General features: G+C 65.5%; 17 protein-coding genes. 12 read left to right on the top strand and 5 right to left on the bottom strand.

The features are described from left to right. Positions 1-99 precede the first annotated feature (99 nt). From DN824_RS00440 to DN824_RS00425, 4 genes are all read right to left on the bottom strand, one after another. Entirely contained in the window at positions 100-1,941 is a 1,842-nt protein-coding gene (locus DN824_RS00440; RefSeq protein ID WP_138406418.1) for a diguanylate cyclase, read from the bottom strand. Continuing rightward, a complete protein-coding gene (locus tag DN824_RS00435) occupies positions 1,938-2,804 on the bottom strand; it encodes an endonuclease/exonuclease/phosphatase family protein (protein WP_138406417.1) in 867 nt (288 codons plus the stop codon). The genes DN824_RS00440 and DN824_RS00435 overlap by 4 nt, the downstream gene beginning before the upstream one ends. Positions 2,805-2,810: 6 nt before the next feature. After that, complete coding sequence (locus DN824_RS00430) at positions 2,811-3,440, bottom strand: thiol:disulfide interchange protein DsbA/DsbL (protein ID WP_138406416.1); 630 nt, start codon at positions 3,438-3,440, stop codon at positions 2,811-2,813. 205 nt (positions 3,441-3,645) lie between these two features. Continuing rightward, entirely contained in the window at positions 3,646-4,278 is a 633-nt protein-coding gene (locus tag DN824_RS00425) for a c-type cytochrome (RefSeq protein ID WP_138406415.1), read from the bottom strand. 296 nt (positions 4,279-4,574) lie between these two features. On the opposite strand from DN824_RS00425, the gene yihA reads away from it, so the two are divergent. Beyond that, positions 4,575-5,216, top strand: coding sequence for a ribosome biogenesis GTP-binding protein YihA/YsxC (yihA, locus tag DN824_RS00420; protein WP_138406414.1), 642 nt, complete (start codon positions 4,575-4,577; stop codon positions 5,214-5,216). Between the two features lie 84 nt (positions 5,217-5,300). Next, entirely contained in the window at positions 5,301-5,726 is a 426-nt protein-coding gene (locus DN824_RS00415) for an OsmC family protein (RefSeq protein WP_138406413.1), read from the top strand. Positions 5,727-5,785: 59 nt separating this feature from the next. Here DN824_RS00415 and DN824_RS00410 read toward each other — a convergent pair whose 3' ends face one another. Beyond that, positions 5,786-6,883 carry a TRAP transporter substrate-binding protein gene (locus tag DN824_RS00410; RefSeq protein ID WP_138406412.1) on the bottom strand — a complete coding sequence of 366 codons (1,098 nt, stop codon included), beginning with the start codon at positions 6,881-6,883 and terminating at the stop codon, positions 5,786-5,788. Between the two features lie 311 nt (positions 6,884-7,194). Here DN824_RS00410 and DN824_RS00405 point away from each other — a divergent pair, with 311 nt between their 5' ends. The 10 genes from DN824_RS00405 (at position 7,195) to tssG (ending at position 17,833) form a co-directional block, all read left to right on the top strand. Next, positions 7,195-7,740, top strand: coding sequence for a TRAP transporter small permease subunit (locus DN824_RS00405; RefSeq protein WP_138406411.1), 546 nt, complete (start codon positions 7,195-7,197; stop codon positions 7,738-7,740). After that, complete coding sequence (locus DN824_RS00400) at positions 7,733-9,109, top strand: TRAP transporter large permease (protein ID WP_138406410.1); 1,377 nt, start codon at positions 7,733-7,735, stop codon at positions 9,107-9,109. Before DN824_RS00405 ends, DN824_RS00400 begins: the two co-directional genes overlap by 8 nt. 86 nt (positions 9,110-9,195) lie before the next feature. Further along, positions 9,196-10,092 carry a D-hexose-6-phosphate mutarotase gene (locus DN824_RS00395; protein ID WP_138406409.1) on the top strand — a complete coding sequence of 299 codons (897 nt, stop codon included), beginning with the start codon at positions 9,196-9,198 and terminating at the stop codon, positions 10,090-10,092. Between the two features lie 495 nt (positions 10,093-10,587). Next, a complete protein-coding gene (tssA, locus tag DN824_RS00390; RefSeq protein WP_138406408.1) occupies positions 10,588-12,144 on the top strand; it encodes a type VI secretion system protein TssA in 1,557 nt (518 codons plus the stop codon). 33 nt (positions 12,145-12,177) lie between these two features. Then, positions 12,178-12,684 carry a type VI secretion system contractile sheath small subunit gene (gene tssB, locus DN824_RS00385; protein WP_138406407.1) on the top strand — a complete coding sequence of 169 codons (507 nt, stop codon included), beginning with the start codon at positions 12,178-12,180 and terminating at the stop codon, positions 12,682-12,684. A 25-nt stretch (positions 12,685-12,709) separates the two neighbouring features. After that, positions 12,710-14,188 (top strand): type VI secretion system contractile sheath large subunit, encoded by a 1,479-nt coding sequence (gene tssC / locus DN824_RS00380; protein WP_138406406.1) that lies wholly within the window; start codon positions 12,710-12,712, stop codon positions 14,186-14,188. Between the two features lie 6 nt (positions 14,189-14,194). Next, positions 14,195-14,599 (top strand): type VI secretion system baseplate subunit TssE, encoded by a 405-nt coding sequence (tssE, locus tag DN824_RS00375; RefSeq protein WP_138406405.1) that lies wholly within the window; start codon positions 14,195-14,197, stop codon positions 14,597-14,599. A 10-nt stretch (positions 14,600-14,609) separates the two neighbouring features. Next, positions 14,610-14,885: a PAAR domain-containing protein gene (locus DN824_RS00370; RefSeq protein WP_138406404.1), complete on the top strand. Its 276-nt coding sequence runs from the start codon at positions 14,610-14,612 to the stop codon at positions 14,883-14,885. Positions 14,886-14,913: 28 nt separating this feature from the next. Next, on the top strand, positions 14,914-16,704 hold the full coding sequence (tssF, locus tag DN824_RS00365; protein ID WP_138406403.1) for a type VI secretion system baseplate subunit TssF: 1,791 nt from the start codon (positions 14,914-14,916) through the stop codon (positions 16,702-16,704). A gap of 91 nt (positions 16,705-16,795) precedes the next feature. Continuing rightward, positions 16,796-17,833: a type VI secretion system baseplate subunit TssG gene (gene tssG, locus DN824_RS00360; RefSeq protein ID WP_138406402.1), complete on the top strand. Its 1,038-nt coding sequence runs from the start codon at positions 16,796-16,798 to the stop codon at positions 17,831-17,833.

Raw genomic sequence — 17,833 nt, 5'->3', positions numbered from 1 at the left:
GCCCGTTGCGGGCGGTCCCGATGCGGCGAAAACAGCGCCGCAGTATATCAGCCGGCTTGTGACAGCCGGTCGGGTGGGTACGACAGGATGTGTAGCGGCTCAGCCAAGCTCGACGCGGTTGCGCCCGCCGTGCTTGGCCCTGTAGAGCGCCTGGTCGGCGCGCTCGAAGACGCGCTCGGCGCTGTCGCCACTGCGAAACGCGCTCAGGCCGACCGAGGTGGTGATCTGCACGCGCTCGCCCTTGAAGTGGAACGGGCAGCTCTCGATGCCGGCGCGCAGGGTATCGGCCAAGTGGCGTCCGGCGTCCTCGTCCGTGTCGGGCAGCAGCAGGACGAACTCCTCTCCGCCGAAGCGGGCGATGAAGTCGGTCTTGCGCAACCGCTTGCGCAGCACCGAGGCGATGATCTTCAGCACCCGGTCGCCGGCCAGGTGGCCATAGACGTCGTTGACCCGCTTGAAGTGATCGATGTCCAGCACCGCGAGCAGCAGGTTGCCGCCAGAACGGTGCCAGCGCGCCACCTCGAGCTCCAGGCGCTCGTTCCACGCCGCGCGGTTGCCCAGGCCCGTGAGCGAATCGCGCAGGGCCTTCTCGCGCTGCTCCTCCAGATGGCTGCGCAGGCCGAGCGCGGTCTCCTCGAGGCTCGCCACCCGGTCGACCAGGGTCTGCAGACGGTCGCCGAGCACCTGCTCCTGCTCGCTGCGCTGTTGCCGGTAGGCATCGACGGTGCCGAGCATGCCATCCAGGCGCGCCTCGATGGCGCGCTTGAGGCCCTGCAGATCGGTGGCCTGCTGCATGCTGCTCTGCAGGCCGTCGACGTGCATGCGCAGCTCGGCGTCCAGGGTATCGGCACTGCGCTGGGTCTGAGCGTGCCCCTCGCGGGCCTGTTCGAGGTTGTCCTGCATGGTCGCCAGGCGGTCGTTCAGCAGCGCCAGGTAACTTTCGAATTCGCGCTGGCCGAGGTCGGCGACCGCCAGCATCAGCACCGCCAGGTCGTCGAGCACCGGCACCAGCTCGTACCAGTTGAGCCCCTGCTCGATGCGCTCTCGCAGCGCCTGGGCCTGGGGCTGGTGGTGCTCGGGCAGTTTCAGCTCGTCGAGCAGGCCACGCAGCGTCGCCTCGACATGCTCGGCGATGACGCTGTAACCCGGCTCCGGTGAGGCCGGCAGCGCGAACTCCGGATCGCCCTGCTCCACCGGCTCGGGCTCGGGGCTCCCGGCCTCCACCTGGGGAGGTGGCGCCAGCGTCGGCTCCGCTTCCAGTACGTCCTGCGCGGCCTGTGTCGCCAGCGCTGCCAGCGACCGGGCCGTCTCGGCGGCCAGCGCGTGCGCTTCGGCGACTGGCGGACCGGCTGGCGCAGTATCGGCAGCGGCAAGCGGCGAGGTCGACGACGCGTCCTCGCCGGAACTCGGGGCCACAGCCTCCCGCGCACCGAACAAACGCTGCAGGAAGCTGGCGCGACCGGCTTGCTCCGGCGCCAGCTGGCTCAACGCCTGGTGCTGCAGCTCACTGAGTTCAGCGAGCAGCGCCGGCAGCTCCCGCGCTTGTGCCGCCCGTTCCTGGAGCGTCCTGGAGAAGCGCTTGAGCGGCTTGCTCACCTCGCGCGGCAGGGGCAGCTCAAGCAACTGGCTCACCAGGCGCTGGAGCGCGGCGGCCAGCTGCTCGATGCGCGCCTGGCGACGCGTTTCCGAGTCCAGCACGGCTTTTTCCAGCCGCGGCACCAGGGCACTGAGCCCGGCGTCCAGGTCGCCCTGGCGCAACAGTTCGCGCATCTCCAGCATGCACTGGTCGACCGCCTTGTCCGCGCCTTCGACCGCCAGACTGCTGCGCACCAGGCTGCGCCGCAACAGGTCGACCCGCGCGTTCCAGCGCGCCTCGACCTGATCCTGCTGCTCCAGGCTTTGCAGGTATTTCTCTCGCCAGCGCTGAGCGTCGTCGTTCATCGCGCGGGCTCGGTCGCCATGGGAAGCGAATCGGTGCCCTGGCCGGGCAGGCGGATTTCCACCGCGACCGGTAGGTGATCGGAAATGGGCTGGGCGAGCACTTCGAAGCGCTCCAGCGCAAGGCTCGGGCTCAACAGGATGTGGTCCAGGCAGCGCTGCGGCCGCCAGCTGGGGAAGGTCGCCTCGACCTGCGGCGCGAGCAGGCCCAGGTCACGCAGCGGGGACTTCTCCAGCAGGTCGCTGGCGTGGGTGTTCATGTCGCCCATCAGCACGTGGTGCCGGTAGTCACCGAGCAGCTCGCGGATGTAGGCCAGCTGACGCGCACGGGTTCGGGCGCCCAGGGCCAGGTGCATCATCACCACGACCAGCGCGTCCTCGCCTTCGCCGAACCTGAGCAGAATCGCACCCCGCCCGGCCGGGCCCGGCAGGGGATGATCCTCCAGCGTCTTGGGCTCGAGCCGGCTGAGCAGTCCATTGCTGTGCTGGGCGAAATGCCCCAGGTTGCGGTTGAGCTGCTGATACCAGTAGGGGAACGCGCCCAGCTGCGCCAGGTGTTCGACCTGGTTGACGTAGCCGGAGCGCATGCTGCCCCCGTCGACCTCCTGCAGCGCCACCAGGTCGTAATTGCCCAGCAGTTCACCGATGCGCTGCAGGTTGCCGGCCCGCCCCGGGTGGGGCAGCAGATGCTGCCAGCTGCGGGTCAGGTAATGGTGATAACGCTGGGTGCTGATGCCGACCTGGATGTTGAAACTGAGCAGCCGCAGCCGACCATCGGCCGGCAGCCCGCTCGCATCCAGGCAGTGCGCGTTGACCTTGGCCTGGCAAGGCCCGGCCAGGCGCGGCGAACTCCAGCGGCGTAGCATGAGCGATTACCGCGCTGCGCGTTCTTTTTCGATCAGGAAGTCGGCAACTTCCAGGGTACGCTGCGGGCCGCCGGCGCTGCCCAGATCGAAGCGGTACTTGCCGTTGACGATCATCACCGGAACGCCGGTGATCTGGTAGGCCGCGCCCAGCTTCTTGGCCTTCTCCATGCGGCCCTTCACGCCGAACGAGTTGTAGGCCTTGAGGAAGGCGTCCTTGTCGACGCCCTGCCCGGCCAGGAACGCGGCCATTTCATCGGGCGTGGCCAGCTTCATGCGCTTGTTGTGGATGGCATCGAACACGGCGTCATGCACGTCGTGCTCGACACCCATGCTTTCCAGGGTGAGAAACAGCTGGCCATGGATGTTCCAGACGCCACCGAACATGGCCGGAATGCGCTTGAAGTCGACGTCGTCGGGCAGCTGCTCGACCCAGGGATTGATCACTGGCTCGAACTGGTAGCAATGCGGGCAGCCGTACCAGAACAGCTCGACCACCTCGATCTTTTCCGGCTCGGCGACAGGAACGGGGCTCGACAGCTCGACGTATTCCTTGCCGGCCTGGAATTCAGCGGCCAGAGCATTCAGCCCGAACAGGCTGAAACCGGCAAATACGGCGCTGAGAATGAATGTACGCATGATGACTCCTTGGCGGAAAACGACAGCCGGCCACCGTCTCGGAGCACCGGCGATGGGCAGGTTGCAGCAAATCGGCAGCGCTCGCTAGCGTTTTTCAATGGCGGCGGCACATTGCGCGTCCCTGAGTGTAGCGGGGCGTAACAACGAAAAGGGCGGCCAGGTCGATGACCTGGCCGCCCTCTCGTCGGCGCCTATTGGCGTCGGATCAGTGCAGGCCCTGGATGTAGCTGGCCAGCGCTTCGATGTCGCGGTTGCTGAGCTTCGCCGCGATGCTGCGCATGATGGCCGCGTCGCCATCGTTGGTGCGGTCGCCTTCGCGGAAGTCGGTCAGCTGCTTGGCAATGTACTGCGCATGCTGCCCGCCGAGGTGCGGGAATGCCGCCTGGGGATTGCCGACACCGTCAGGCGCGTGGCAGCCGGTGCAGGCGGGCATGCCGAGGTCGAGCTTGCCGCCGCGATAGAGCTCCTCGCCCCGTGCGACCAGTGCCGGATCGGCCATGCCGATGGTCATCTTCTGGCTGGCGAAGTAGGCGGCCAGATCGGCCAGGTCCTCGTCGGAGAAGGGATCGAGCATGCCGGTCATCTCCAGCACCTTGCGGCCTACGCCTTCCGGGGCGCCAGGTGCGGAACCGGCCTTGATGTCCTGCAGCTGCTTGAGCAGGTAGCGCTCGCCCAGACCGGCCAGCTTCGGGAAGTTCGGAGCGGGGCTGTTGCCATCCGCGCCATGGCAGGCGCCACACACAGCCGCCTTGCTCTGACCGGCTTCGGGATCGCCAGCCGCGTGGGCCATACCGGTGATGCCCAGGGTCAACAGCAGACTCACGAGTACTTTGTTCATCAGCTCATCCAACTACGGCTAAGGGTTTGTAAGGGGACTCTTTTCGCGCCGGCACCCGGGTGTCCTGCCCGGATGCGCCGCTCTTATATCAAGCATCGTCGCGCTTCGGCCACCGCCCGGGCTTCACCGGATACGAGCCTGACCGCAGGCCATGGTGAAGAGGTCTGGGCGCTGGTGATAAGGGTTTGAACAGGCCAAAGCGCACACAAAATCTGCGGCATTATATACTGGTGAATCCGAAACTGAAACGAAGCATTGCCGCACCCCCGCCGCCCCCGTACCTACCGGAATTCCTGATGCTCCCGAAAAACCCCATCATCGGCCTCTGCCAGCAAGCCTCCTTCATGATCAGCGCTGCGAAGGTCGATCAGTGCCCGGCCGACGAAGGCCTGGAAGTGGCATTCGCGGGGCGCTCCAACGCCGGCAAGTCCAGCGCGTTGAATACCCTGACCCACGCCAACCTGGCGCGCACGTCGAAGACGCCGGGACGCACCCAGCTGCTCAACTTCTTCCGGCTCGACGACGAGCGCCGGCTGGTGGACCTGCCCGGCTACGGCTACGCCAAGGTGCCGATCCCGCTCAAGCAGCACTGGCAACGCCACCTCGAAGCCTACCTGGGCAGCCGCGAGAGCCTGGCCGGCGTGTTCCTGATGATGGACATTCGCCATCCGCTGACCGACTTCGACCGGATGATGCTCGACTGGGCGCAGGCCAGCGGCATGCCGCTGCACATCCTGCTGACCAAGTCGGACAAGCTGGCCTTCGGCGCGGCGAAGAACGCCGTGCTGAAGATCCAGCGCGACATCCGCCAGCAGTGGGGCGAAAGCATCAGCGTGCAGCTGTTCTCGGCACCCAAGCGCCAGGGCGTGGAACAGGCCCAGGAAGTCCTGGCGCAGTGGCTCGGCCTGCTCGAAGCGCCGCAGGACGATCAGCCATGAGCACGCCGGACGGCCACCGAGACCGCTGAACTTGCACGTGTGGCGCTCCTCTGAACAGAACCCCCAACGTTCGAGGAGAGCCACATGAAAAAGACCGCATCCGCCGTCTGGCAAGGCAGCCTTAAGGAAGGCAAGGGCACCATCAGCACCGAGAGCGGCGCCCTGAAGGACAACCCGTACGGCTTCAACACCCGCTTCGAGGGCGCGCCAGGGACCAACCCCGAAGAGCTCATCGGCGCCGCCCATGCCAGTTGCTTCTCGATGGCGCTGTCGATGATGCTCGGCCAGGCCGGCCTCACCGCCGACCGTATCGAGACCAAGGCCGAGGTCACCCTCGACAAGTCCGGCGAGGGTTTCGCCATCACCGCCATCGCGCTGACCCTCGATGCCAAGGTTCCGGGTGCCGACGAGGCCCAGTTCCAGCAGATCGCCAACCAGGCGAAGGAAGGCTGCCCGGTTTCCAAGGTGCTCAACGCCCAGATCAGCCTGACCGCCACGCTGCAGGCCTGACCGCGCAGGCATGAAAAAGCCGCCCGGGCCGTGAGGTCCGGGCGGCTTTCTTTCATGCGTCAACCGCGGATGTTGTAGATGTCCCGCTCGTTCAGCTCGGCGTATTCGTACAACCGATCCAGATAGGCACGCTGCTGCTCCCAGACCTTGCTGGCGACCGGGTCGGCAGCCGCCGAAGCGTCGACCACCTCGGCCGCGACCTCCTTCAGACGGGCCAGCACGTCATCGGGCAGACGCCGCACCTCGACGCCCTGCTCGCGCAGCTGCTCCAGCGCTTCCATGTTCTTGGCGTTGTAGTCGTCGAGCATGTCGCCGTTCACGTCGCGCGCCGCGGCACGGACGATCGCCTGCAGGTCGGCTGGCAGCGTCTCCCAGGCCTTGAGGTTGATGTCCAGCTCGAAGGTCACGTTCGGCTCCTGCCAGCCCGGCGTGTAGTAGTACTTCGAGGCCTTGTGCAGGCCGAGCGCCAGGTCGTTGTAGGGGCCGATCCACTCGGTGGCGTCGATGGCGCCCGTCTGCAGCGCGGTGAAGATCTCGCCGGCGGGCATGTTCACCACGGTGCCGCCCATCTTGGTCAGCACCTCGCCGCCCAGCCCCGGGGTGCGCATCTTCAGGCCCTTGAAATCGTTGACCGAGTTGATTTCCTTGTTGAACCAGCCGGCCGTCTGCACGCCGGTGGCGCCACAGGCCATGGGCAGTACGCCGTACGGCCTGTAGACCTCCTCCCAGAGCTCCATGCCGCCGCCACGGTGCAACCAGGCGTTCATTTCCTGGGCGTTCGGGCCGAAGGGCAGCGCGCAGAAGAACTGGGCCGCGGGCACCTTGCCCTTCCAGTAGTAGGGCGCGCCGTGGCCCATTTCAGCGGTGCCGCGCGAAACGGCATCGAACACCTCGAGTGCGGGTACCAGCTCGCCGGCGGCGTAGACCTTGACTTTCAGCCGGCCGCCGCTCATTTCCTCGACCAGCTTGGCGAAGCGCTCCGCACCGACGCCTACGCCGGGAAAGTTCTTCGGCCAGGAGGTCACCATTTTCCAGTTGAAGGTTTGCTGGGCGCTGGCCTGGCTGTCGCCGGCCGTTTCGTTCTTTTCCTTGCAGCCAGCCAGGGCCGTTGCCGCCAGGCCCACGCCTGCGGCGGCGAGAATGTCGCGACGTTTCATGGAGTTTCTCCTTGTTTTTGTTTGTTCTTGCGGGCGCGGGGAGCACCCTTTGTCACCAGATCGCGCGGCATCGACAAACCGGTCGATGCCCAACGGCGAGCCGTTCGCCCCTTGGGCACGGCGGCGTTGCACCGCTCGCGCCACGAACCCCGGACGAACAGTCTATTTCGGGCTCGGCTAACATAGTGGCTCGCGCCCCTCAAGCCTAGCTCACGCGACTAAAGTTGTAGGCTGATTGCTGCGATTGAGCGGGCTGCATAGAATCGGCCGCCTCTCCAACACTCCTCCCACTAATAAGAAGGACTCGACCAATGTCCGCACCCACACCGGCCGCGTTGCGCGTGGCGGGCATCATCGATGCCCTCAATGCGCGACTCGGCCAGCTCTGCGCCTGGCTAACCCTGTTTCTCGTCCTCGGCACCGCCATCGTCGTGGTCCTGCGCTACGGCTTCGGCATCGGCGCCATCGCCCTGCAGGAAGCGGTGATGTACGCCCATGCGCTGGTCTTCATGGGCGCCGCGGCCTGGACCCTGCAGCGCGGCGGGCACGTTCGGGTCGACATCTTCTACCAGAAGCTCTCCGCACGCCGGCAAGGCATGATCGACGGCCTCGGCCACCTGCTGTTCCTGTTGCCGGTATGCCTGTTCCTGGGCTGGAACAGCTGGGACTACGTCAGCAACTCCTGGGCGACGGGCGAACGCTCCAACGAATCCGGCGGACTGAAGTTCGTCTACCTGCAGAAATCGATCATCCTGGTGCTGGTCGTGTCGCTGGGCCTGCAGGCCCTCTCGGACCTGATCAAGGTCGTCTACCGTCTCGCCGGTCGCTTGCCGGAAATGGAGGTCAAGCATGGCTGAGATCATGGCGATTCTGCTGTTCGTCAGCATCTGCATCGCGCTGATGTCGGGTTACCCCGTGGCGTTCACCCTGGGCGGCATGGCGCTGCTGTTCGCCGGCATCGGTGTCGTGACCGGTACCTTCGACGTCGGCTACCTGCATGCCCTGCCCAACCGCATCTTCGGCATCATGAACAACCAGACGATGCTGGCGGTGCCGCTGTTCGTCTTCATGGGCGTGATGCTGGAAAAATCCCGCGTCGCCGAAGACCTGCTCGAATCCATGTCGCGCCTGTTCGGCACCATGCGCGGCGGCCTGGCGATTTCCGTCTGCGTGGTCGGCGCCCTGCTGGCCGCCAGCACCGGCATCGTCGGCGCCACCGTCGTGACCATGGGTCTGATGGCGCTGCCGACCATGCTGCGCCGCGGCTACGATCCTGCCATCGCGACCGGCACCCTGGCCGCCACCGGCACCCTTGGCCAGATCATTCCGCCGTCGATCATCCTGGTGCTGCTGGGCGACGTGATGTCCAGCGCCTTCCAGCAGGCACAGCTGAAGATGGGCATCTTCTCCCCCAAGACCGTATCGGTGGGCGACCTGTTCGTCGGCTCGCTGATTCCCGGCCTGGTGCTGGTCGGCCTCTACATCCTCTACCTGGCCCTGACCGCGATCTTCCAGCCGAAGAAGCTGCCGGCACTGCCCCAGGAAGAGCTGGGCCCGATCGAATGGGGCAAGCTGGTCGCCGCCCTGCTGCCGCCGCTGCTGCTGATCGGCGCGGTGCTCGGCTCGATCCTCGCCGGCTACGCCACCCCCACCGAGGCCGCCGCGATCGGTGCGCTGGGCGCCACCATCCTGTCGCTGGCCAAGCGTCAACTCGACTTCAAGCAGCTCAAGGACGTCGCCTTCGGTACCACGGAAATCACCTCGATGGTGTTCCTGATCCTGATCGGTGCCTCGCTGTTCTCCCTGGTGTTCCGCGGCTTCGGTGGTGAAGCGCTGATCGAGGACGCCCTGCATCAGCTTCCTGGCGGCGTGCTCGGCGCCTTCCTGGTGGTGATGCTGGTGATCTTCCTGCTCGGCTTCATCCTCGACTTCATCGAGATCATCTTCGTGGTCGTGCCCATCGTCGGCCCGATCCTGCTGGCCATGGGGCTGGACCCGGTCTGGCTGGGCGTGATGTTCGCCCTCAACCTGCAGACCTCCTTCCTCACGCCACCCTTCGGCTTCTCGCTGTTCTACCTGCGCGGCGTCACGCCTCGCAGCGTACCGACCAGCGTCATGTACAAGGGCGTGATCCCCTTCATCATGATCCAGATCGGCATGCTCGTCGTCGCCTACCTCTGGCCTGAAATCGTCACCTGGCTACCGGAACAGGTCTACGGCCGATAAGTCCAACCAACGCCCGTCCTCGACGGGCGTTGTTCTTTTGTGCGCGAACGTCGCTCATCCCCACGACCTATCACCAGGGAGCACCCATGCCCGCCGACATCCAACGTCTCGAACAGGATCAACTGAACTGCTGGCGTATCCGCCATGGCGATGCCGAGCTGCTCGTCGCCGGACAGGGCGCCCAGGTGCTCAGCTACCGGCGTGGCGATGCACCGCCGATCATCTGGCTGAGCGAGGAGGCAGCGATGCGCAGCGGCCAATCGGTACGCGGCGGCGTTCCGGTGTGCTGGCCCTGGTTCGGCGATCTCGCCCGCAACCCGCAAAGCGTGCAGCAGCTCTACCAGGGCGAGGCGGCGCCGGCGCACGGCCTGGTGCGCGCGATCGACTGGACGATGGAAGACCCCGTGGTCGATGCCGACGGAGTGACCCTGCGCCTGACGTGCCCGCAGGCCGCGGCAGGATTGCCGCAATGGCCGCAGCACGCGGGCCTGCAACTGGAAATCCGCCTGGACCAGGCACTGCACCTGGACCTGACCAGCGAAAACCGGGGCGAACGCCCGCTGGCGCTCAGCCAGGCGCTGCACACCTACTTCGCCATCAGCGACATCCACCAGGTCTCGGTCACCGGGCTCGCCGGCCGGCGCTACATCGAGACGCTGGAGGGCTGGCAGCAACGCCAGCAGCAAGGCGATCTGCGCTTCACCGCAGAGACCGACCGCGTCTACCTGGACCTGGAGCCTACCCTGACCCTGGTGGACCCCGGCTGGAATCGCCGCCTCGTCCTGACCAGCCGCGGCTCGGCGTCGGCCGTGCTGTGGAATCCCTGGATCGCCAAGGCGCAGCGGCTCAGCAGCTTTGCCGACGACGCCTGGCAGCGCATGCTCTGCATCGAGACCGCCAATGTGCTGGATGACCTGATCGTCCTGGAACCCGGCGCCCGCCACACCCTCGGCCTGACCCTCGAAAGCCAGCCCCTGCGCTGACGAGAACGGCGCGGCACGACCGACCCGCCGCGCATGGCTCCCAGCTCACCATCACCACAGCCGGGCACCCTGGAGGTGCCCTATTCTCCGTGCTATCTCCCGCTTCACAAGCAGGCGCTCCCGCCCCCGCGGCCATATAAGTCACTGGCAATCCATATACCGTGACTCACCGCCAAGTTTCACGTAAGCAATTTCTTACATATCCATGGCATATGTCTCACCGAGACTTAATTCAACGTTTATTCCTCTTTCAGCAACTATGGCCAAAGTTCCCTGGCTTTTGGCTGTATGTATAACGCTGCAGGACAGGTCACACTTTCAAACTTGAACCCGTCGGTCACGGCGTCTAGGATGCCCAACACATAAGGACTGCGCAAAAATCTGCGCAATTAAGCTGCGCAAGATCTTGCGCACCTTTCGAATTCACAAGGCGTTTGCCTTCTATATAGGCGAGCGTCCCAGAAGTTCAGGGATTGAACTTGCGAGTCAGGGACGATGTATTCAGAAACACTGACCTCTCATTATTTGAAATTGGCCAAGGCGCCGATTTCCGATAGCAGTTTTGCAGGCGAAGACAGCCGCTACACGCCCGGATACGAGCTGCTCGAGGCGGAGCTGGGCAAGGCCAGCGCCGTCCACGAGACCGGCGGCATCGACTGGCAGAAGATCCGCGAAGGCAGCGAAGCGCTGCTCAGCACCCAGTCGAAGGATCTGCGTGCCTGCGCCTGGCTCACCTGGAGCCTTTACCAGCGCGAATCCTTTGCCGGCCTGCAGGCCGGCGTGAGCCTGCTGCAGTACCTGTGCATCCATCACTGGACCGAGCTTCATCCGCTCAAACCCCGCACCCGCGCCGCAGCCATCTCCTGGCTGGTACCGCGCCTGGAGCAGGCCCTCGCCGAGCATGTGCCGATCGGCGAGCAGCTTCCCCTTTTTCGCAAGCTGGCCGATGACCTTCGCGTCCTCGAGGGCTGCCTGTCCGGTCACCTGGGCGAGGACGCCCCCCTGCTGCTGCCCCTGTGCCGTCGCCTCGACGACATGGTCAAGCGCGCCGGCGCCGCCCATCCGCAGCCCGGCACCGTCGGAGCGGCCATCGCCCAGGTCAAGCAGGCCGCCGCCCAGGTCTTCACCGCCAGCACACCGGTGGAACACGAGAAGGATGCGCACAAGAGTCTGCGCAGCCTGCAGGACCAGGCGAGGCCGCTGTGCAGCTGGTGGCTGAAGCAGAAAGCCACCGATCTCAAGCCGCTGCGTCTGGCGCGTACCCTGCTGTGGCTGCCCATCGACAGCCTGCCCGAACGCAACGCCGAGCAGGTCACCGCCCTGCGTGGCGTACCGGCCGACAAGCTGGCCAGCTACCGCGAGCGGTTCGCCCAGGGGCTCTACGCCGACCTGCTGGCCGACCTGGAGGCGAGCATCGCCCGCGCCCCCTTCTGGCTCGACGGCCAGCGCCTGGCCTGGGAATGCCTGAACGAGCTCGACGCCGAGCAGGCCATGCGGGAAGTGGAAATCCAGCTCGCGCTGTTCCTGCAGCGCATGCCCGGTCTCGACGAGCTGCGCTTTCATGACGGCACGCCCTTCGCCGATGCCGAAACCCGCGCCTGGATCAGTGCCCGGGTGATGCCGCACGTGCAGCCCGCCCAGGCCCCGAGCGAACCGATCGCCCATCAGAGCGGCACGCCAGCCTGGGAAGAGGCCCTGCAGGACGTGCTCCCGCAGTTGCGCAAGGACGGCCTCAAGAGCGCCGTGCAGAAGCTCAAGCAGGGCCTGAACCGCGCCCACGGCGGGCGCGAGCGTTTCTTCTGGCAGCTGACCCTGGCCCGGCTGTGCTTCCAGGCCAAGAAGTACGACCTGGCCAAGACCCAGCTCGAATCCCTCGATCAGACGCTGCAGGCCACCGGTCTCGGCGACTGGGAACCCGATCTCGCCCTCGAGGTGCTGCGTCTGTTGCATAGCTGTTGCGAGCTGCTGCCGCAGAACCACGCCGTGCGCGAAAGCAAGGATGAGATTTACCGCAGGCTGTGCCACCTCGATCTCGAAGTGGTGCTCGATTAGGCCCCCGGGCCGTAAACGCAAAGGAGAAGACCCATGGCCAAAGAAGGCTCGGTAGCCCCCAAGGAACGCATCAACGTCACCTTCAAGCCCGCCACCGGAGGCGCCCAGGAGGAGCTGGAACTGCCCCTCAAACTGATGGTGCTCGGCGATTTCACCCAGCGCGCCGACGATCGCAAGATCGAAGACCGCAAGCCCATCGCCATCGACAAGAACAGCTTCGACGAAGTCCTGGCCAAACAGGAACTGAACCTCACCTTCTCGGTACCCAATCGCCTGCAGGACGAGCCCACCGACGAAGAGCTGGCCGTGCAGCTGAACATCAACTCGATGAAGGACTTCAACCCGGCCAACCTCGTCGAGCAGGTCCCCGAGCTGAAGAAGCTGATGGAACTGCGCGACGCGCTGGTCGCCCTGAAAGGCCCGCTGGGCAATGCCCCGGCCTTCCGCAAGGCGATCGAAAGCGTGCTCGCCGACGACGTCTCGCGCGACCGCGTACTCGGTGAGCTGGGCCTCGCCGCGAAAGAACAACTGGACGCCTGAACACTCGACAAGGAACGCCAACACCATGAGCACTAGCGCAGCAGCCGTCGAAAGCGGCAAGAACCTCGCCGAACTCGGCATCCTCGACCGCATCATCGCCGAAACCAAGCTGACTCCGGACGACGAGGCCTACGACATCGCCAAACGCGGCGTCTCCGCCTTCATCGAGGAGCTGCTCAAGCCACAGAACGAGCACGAGCCGGTCAAGAAGGCCATGGTCGACCGCATGATCGCGGAAATCGACGCCAAGCTCAGCCGCCAGATGGACGAGATCCTCCACCACCAGCAGTTCCAGGCACTGGAATCGTCCTGGCGCGGCCTCAAGCTGCTGGTCGATCGCACCAATTTCCGCGAGAACATCAAGCTCGAAATCCTCAACGCGTCCAAGCAGGACCTGCTGGACGATTTCGAAGACAGCCCGGAAGTGGTCCAGTCCGGCCTGTACAAGCACATCTACACCGCCGAGTACGGCCAGTTCGGCGGCCAGCCGGTCGGCGCGCTGATCGCCAACTACTTCTTCGATCCGAGCGCACCGGACATCAAGACCCTGCAGTACGTCTCCAGTGTCGCCAGCATGTCCCACGCCCCCTTCATCGCCGCCGCCGGTCCGAAATTCTTCGGCCTGGAAAGCTTCACCGGCCTGCCGGACCTCAAGGACCTGAAGGATCACTTCGAAGGCCCGCAGTTCGCCAAGTGGCAGAGCTTCCGCGAGCAGGAAGACGCCCGTTACGTCGGCCTGACCGTGCCGCGCTTCCTGCTGCGCAACCCCTACGATCCGGAAGACAACCCGGTCAAATCCTTCGTCTACAAGGAAAACGTGGCCAACAGCCACGAACACTACCTGTGGGGCAACACCGCCTATACCTTCGCCAGCCGCCTGACCGACAGCTTCGCCAAGTTCCGCTGGTGCCCGAACATCATCGGCCCGCAGAGCGGCGGCGCGGTGGAAGACCTGCCGCTGCACCACTTCGAAAGCATGGGCGAGATCGAAACCAAGATCCCGACCGAGGTGCTGGTCTCCGACCGTCGTGAATACGAACTGGCCGAGGAAGGCTTCATCGCCCTGACCATGCGCAAGGGCAGCGACAACGCCGCGTTCTTCTCCGCCAACTCCACGCAGAAGCCGAAGTTCTTCGGCAACAGCGAAGAAGGCAAGAACGCCGAGCTCAACTACAAGCTCGGCACCCAGTTGCCCTACCTGTTCATCGTCAACCGCCTGGCGCACTACCTGAAGGTGCTGCAGCGCGAGCAGATCGGCGCCTGGAAAGAGCGCACCGACCTCGAACTGGAACTGAACAAGTGGATCCGCCAGTACGTCGCCGACCAGGAGAACCCGAGCTCCGAAGTCCGCAGCCGTCGCCCGCTGCGCGCCGCCCAGGTGATCGTCAGCGATGTCGAGGGCGAACCGGGCTGGTACCGCGTCAGCCTGAACGTGCGCCCGCACTTCAAGTACATGGGTGCCGATTTCACCCTGTCGCTGGTTGGCAAGCTGGACAAGGAGTAACGGCCCGTGAGCTACGGCAGCCTCTTCGAACGCCTCGGCGGCGACGCCGACAAGCGTGCCGGCTGGAGCCGCGAAGTCGCGGCAATGGCTTCGGTGGCTGCCCATCTGGCCAAGATGCTCAGCACCCGGGCGGGCAGCGTGCAAACGCTGCCCGACTACGGGTTGCCCGATTTGAACGATATGCGCCTGTCGCTGCACGACTCGCTGCAACAGGCGCGTATCGCCATCGAACGCTTCATCGAAGCGTACGAGCCACGCCTGAGCCAGGTCCGGGTGATATCCCTGCCCCGTGACCACGACCCGCTGAGCCTGTCGTTCGCCATCGAAGGCCTGCTGGAAGTCGACGGTTTCAAGCGTCACGTGAGTTTTTCCGCGAGCCTGGATGGCAGCGGACAAGTGAAGGTCCACTAAGGAGAGCCCGATGTCCGGTAAACCCGCAGCCCGCCTGGGCGACCCCACCGACTGCCCGAAGAAGGGCCATGGCACCAACCCCATCGCGGCGGGCTCTCCCGACGTACTGTTCGACGGGCTGCCGGCCGCGCGCATGGGCGACCCGACCTCCTGTGGCAGCGCGCTGGCCAGCGCGGTCATCCCCACGGTGCTGATCAACGGCAAACCGGCCACCACGGTGGGTACGACGGGCGATCACGGCAATCCCGTGGTCGCCGGGTCCGGCACCATCCTGATCGGCGGTTGACCATGCACGTTCCCGGGAAGGCCCGCTGATGTCCTTCAACCACTACTACCAGAGCGAACTCACCGCCCTGCGCCAGCTCGGCAAGCGCTTCGCCGAGCGCAGTCCGGCGCTGGCGCCGTTTCTCGGTCAGGCGGGGCGCGACCCGGATGTCGAGCGTCTACTGGAGGGCTTCGCCTTCCTCACCGGGCGGCTGCGCCAGAAGCTCGACGACGAGCTGCCGGAGCTGACCCATTCACTGATGCACCTGCTGTGGCCGAACTACATGCGCCCGCTGCCGGCGTTCAGCATGTTGCAGTTCGACCCGGTCAAGCGACCCGGTCCGGCGCTGATGGTGCCGCGCAACACGCCGGTGGAGTCCAGGCCCATCCAGGGCGTGACCTGCCGTTTTCGCACCGCCTATGCCACCGAGGTCCTGCCACTGGCCCTCGAAGGGCTGGATTATTCGGTCAAGGGCGGCGGCGCGCTGCTCAGCCTGCGCCTGCAGATGACCGCCGACGGCCACCTCGGCGAACTGAACCTCACGCAGTTGCGTCTGCACCTGGCCGGCGAGCGCTACATCAGCCAGATGCTCTACCTGAGCCTGTTGCGTCACCTCGATGGCGTGCAGCTGGTCGCCCTGGATGCCGATGGCAAACCCTTCACCGACGGGTTCGGCGTCGCCCTGCCCGCGCTGCAGCTCGATCCGTCGAAGCTGGAGCCGGTGGGTTTTGCCGAGGACCAGGCGCTGATCCCCTACCCGCTCAACACCTTCCGGGGCTATCGCTACCTGCAGGAATACTTCGCCTTCCAGGAGAAATTCCTGTTCGTCGACATGCTCGGCCTCGATGCCATCAAGCGCCTGCCGCAGGAAGTGCTGGAGCAGGCCCGCGGCTTCGAGCTGCGCTTCGACATCCACAAGGCCGGGGTGCAGCGCATCCGCCCCACCCTGGACAACGTGCGCCTGTATTGCACGCCAGTGGTCAACCTGTTCGAGCACGACGCCATCCCGATTCGCCTGGACGGCAAGCAGGATCAGTACCTGCTGCTGCCTTCGGAACTCGACAGCAGCCAGTGCGGCGTCTTCTCGGTCGACCGCGTCACCGGCTGGAAGCCCGGCGGCATGGGTTACGAGGAATACGTGCCGTTCGAATCCTTCGAGCACGACCCCAGCTTCGACGTCCCGGTGGCGCGTCCGCACTACAGCGTGCGCCAGCAACCCTCGATGCTCGGCGATGGCCTGGAAACCTACCTCAGCTTCGGCCTGCGCAACCTCGATCAACACGAGACGCTGTCCATCGAGCTGACCTGCACCAACCAGAACCTGCCACGCCAGCTGCGCCTGGGCGACATCTGCCTGCCCAGCGAAGACACGCCGGAGTTCCTGACCTTCCGCAACATCAGCGCCGTGACGCCGAGCTACGCGCCGCCGCTGCACCGCGACTTCCTCTGGAAGCTGATCAGCAACATGTCGCTCAACTACCTGTCGCTGGCGAACGTCGAGGCGCTCAAGGTGATCCTCGAGACCTACGACCTGCCGCGCTACTACGACCAGCACGCGGAAAAGGTCAGCAAGCGCCTGCTCGGCGGGCTCAAGGAGATCGGCCACCAGCACGTCGACCGCCTGCACCGCGGCCTGCCGGTGCGTGGCGTGCGCACCGAACTGGTGATGGACCCCGACGGCTACCTGGGCGAGGGGGACCTGTTCCTCTTCGCCTCGATACTCAATGAATTCTTTGCGCTGTACGCCAGCCTCAACTCGTACCACGAGCTGCGCGTCAGGAGCACACAGGGAGAGGTGTACCAATGGACGCCGCGTATGGGGCAACAGCCCCTGCTCTAAGACCGGGTGCAAAGGCATGCGAGCTAGAGCCAGGCAAGGCGAAGACGAACGAAGAAGCGCTTGGAGTCGCACCCGACTTTACGAGGTGTAAATGAGCATTCTGAGTTCGGCTTCAACGCCGCCTGGCCGAAGCGCAGCTGGCTTTGAGCCCGGTCTCAACCGGATCAGCCGGGGCATCCGCGAGTACAGCCTGTTCCAGGGCGTGCTGCTGGTGATGGACCGACTGAAGGCCGCACACCCCGATCTGGACGAGGAGTCGCTGTACGAGCACCTGGAGTTCCAGGCCAACCCGAGCCTGGGATTTCCCGGCAGCGACATCGATCGCGCGGAGTTCTTCGAGGAGCACGGCCAGCTGCGCGCGCGCCTGCGCATCAACCTGGTGAGCCTGTTCGGCGCCGGCTCGCCCCTGCCGGCGTTCTACGGCGAGCAGGCGCTGGGCGACAGCGCGGATGGCAACCCGACGCGCGAATTCCTCGACCTGTTCAACAACCGGCTGCAGCGCCTGATGCTGCCGATCTGGCAGAAATACCGCTACCGCGCGCGCTTCTCCAGCGGCGCGCGCGACCCGCTGTCCGAGCAACTGTTCGCCCTGATCGGGCTCGGTGGCGAGCAGATCCGCGCGGCCTCGGAACTCAACTGGAAGCGGCTGCTGCCCTACCTCGGCCTGCTCAGCCTGCGGGCGCATTCGGCGGCGCTGATCGAGTCGGTGCTGCGCTACTACTTCAAGCACGCCGACCTGCGCATCGAACAGTGCCTGGAGCGTCAGGTCGAGATCCTCGCCGAGCAGCAGAACCGCCTCGGCCGCGCCAACAGCCAGCTCGGCGAGAGCCTGGTGCTGGGCGAGCGCGTACGCGACCGCGGCGGCAAATTCCGCATCCACATCCGCCAGCTGAGCTGGGAGCGTTTCCACGAATTTCTGCCGGTGGGCAGCGGTTACCAGCCGTTGTGCGCCCTGGTCCGCTTCACCCTGCGCGACCCGCTCGACTACGACATACGCCTAGAGCTGCGTCGCGATGACATCCGTGACCTGCGCATCGGCGCCGAAAACCCCTGCCGCCTCGGCTGGACCAGCTGGCTCGGCAGCGAACGCGCCGACGCCAGGGTCACTCTGGGCAGCCAGACTCATTAA

Origin of the sequence: Stutzerimonas nosocomialis, assembly GCF_005876855.1 — a bacterium.
GTDB classification, from domain to species: domain Bacteria; phylum Pseudomonadota; class Gammaproteobacteria; order Pseudomonadales; family Pseudomonadaceae; genus Stutzerimonas; species Stutzerimonas nosocomialis.
Note: the sequence above shows the minus strand (reverse complement) of the source record. Positions and strands in the feature narration are given on the sequence as shown.